The following is a 2,296-nucleotide window of genomic DNA, read 5'->3' on the forward strand; positions in this document are numbered from 1 at the left end:
GACCGTGCAGGGCGGCGGCTCATTCGTCTTTTTCACGGTGTCATCGGGCGGCAGCCTCGACCTTGCTTCCGGTAGCGTGCTGAGCAATGGCATCATCGCATCCGGCGCGACGCTGATCGTATCGAGTGGCGTGACGGCGGCCGCCCTGACCATCGAGCCCGGCGGTTTGGAAATCGTGGAAGCCGGCGGCAGCGCGGTTCTCAACACCGTCAGCGGCACTGCCATCCTTGAGAGTGGTGGCACGGATAGCGCCGGCGTTGTCGCGTCCGACGGAACGGAGACGGTGCAGAGCGGGGGCACCCTCATGAATGTGACGATCTCCGATGGCGGCACCGCATTCGTGGAGGCCGGCGGCATAGTGCTCCAAGGTGATACTCAGCTTCCATCGGGTGGCCTCGTCCTCGAGTCCGGTAGCCTGTTGAGCCAAGGCGTGCTGAACACGGGCGAGCTGCTGGCCGTTTCGAATGGCGTGGCCGTGATCGGGATCAACATCGAGGGGGGTGCCTCGCTGGGCGTGGACTCCGGCGGGACCGCGGAGAGTAACGTCTATGGCACCGTGAACGTCGAGAGCGGCGGCACGACGATCAACGACAATATCAGTTCTGGCGGAGACGAGAACGCGGCGTCGGGCGCCCTGTTGCTCCAGACCCAGATCTGGTCGGGCGGCACCCTCAACCTCGAATCCGGTAGCCTTTTGAGCCAGGGCGTTGTGAACTCGGGTGCGACGCTGATCGTGTCGAACGGCGCCTGGGTCAGCGGCGATACTGTCGCGCTTGGCGGCATGCAGATCGTGGAGTCCGGCGGTACAGCGGAGACGAACGTCAGCGGCATCGACATCGTTGAGAATGGCGGCACGGATAGCGGCAGCTTTGTCGACTCTGGCGGAACGGAGACTGTGCAGAACGGCGGCATCGCCATATTTGCCACGGCCGAAGCCGGCGGCACCCTGGCCGTGCAGTCCGGCGGCGATCTGGTCAGCGCGGCGCTTTCGTCGGGCGGCAGTTTCGACCTCGTTGCCGGCGCCACGGTGAACGGTGGTTTCGTGTGGTCGGGCGGCACGCTGGTCGTATCGGATGGCGTCAGCGTCACCAGCATGCTCATCGCTTCGAGTGGCACGGAGATCGTGGAGTCTGGCGGCATCGCGAAGGATACCGTCGGCGGCATCGCGACCGTCATGAGTGGCGGCACTGATAGCGGTGGTCTCGTCGTGTCCGGCGGAACGGAGAAGGTGCAGAAGGGCGGCACTGGCATGAATGTGACGGTCGTCTCGGGCGGCACCGAGATGGTGCAGTCCGGCGGCGATCTGATCAGCGCGGCACTTTCATCGGGCGGCAGCTTCGACCTCGTTGCCGGCAGCACGGTGAACGGTGGTTTCGTATGGTCGGGCGGGACGCTGGTCGTATCGGATGGCGTCACCGTCACCAGCATGGTCATCGCTTCGGGCGGCACGGAAATCGTGGAATCCGGCGGTACCACGAAGAATACCGTTGGCGGCGCCGCGACCGTTATGAGTGGCGGCACGGATAGCGGCGGTTTTGTCGACTCTGGTGGAACGGAGACAGTGCAGAAGGGTGGCACCGGCATGAATGTGACGGTTGTCGCGGGCGGCACCGAGATCGTGCAGTTCGGCGGCACCACGCAGAACAATATCGACAGCGGCACGGCGATCGTCAGCGGCACTGACACTGACGGCATGATCGAAAGCGGTGGGACCGAGGAGGTGGCGAGCGGTGGCGCCATCGTCGGTGGTGACCTTGAGGGCGGCACACTGGTGATCTTGTCTGGCGGGTCGGCCGATCTGGCATCCCGTTTGAACAACGGTGCCATCGTCTTCAGCGGCAGCGGTCCCGAGCAGTTGACCATCGATGGGAACCTAGCGCCCGCTGCTGCCATCTCGGGCTTTACCGATCCGGCGGTGGGTGGGAAGACCATCGACATCACCGGGATTGGCTCAGCCGTGACAAGCACCAGCTTCACCTTCAATTCAGGCGCCGAGACACTCACCGTGTCTGGCATGCTCGGCTTGACGACGGTGGACTTTACGGCCGGTAGTACTCCGGGTCCGCTCGAACTCACGACTGACGGCAATGGTGGCATCCTGGTGATCTGCTTCGCCGAAGGCACGCGGATCGCGACGACGCGCGGTGACGTCGCGGTCGAGACGCTGCGTGAGGATGCCTCAGTGTTGACAGCCGCGGGCGACGTTGCGGGGGTGAAGTGGATCGGCCATCGCCGCTTCAACCTCGCGGCGCGGCCGGATGTGGCGCCGATCCGCTTCGGCGCGGGGTCGCTCGGA

1 protein-coding gene is annotated in these 2,296 nt (G+C 64.9%); it reads left to right on the forward strand.

The genetic code is table 11. The features are described from left to right. Nucleotides 1–2,296 (forward strand): Hint domain-containing protein (locus GSQ92_RS25625; protein WP_174247840.1); only part of this gene is annotated, 2,296 nt, incomplete at both ends.

It is taken from the genome of Acidisoma sp. S159, from assembly GCF_009766125.1.
Taxonomy (GTDB): domain Bacteria; phylum Pseudomonadota; class Alphaproteobacteria; order Acetobacterales; family Acetobacteraceae; genus Acidisoma.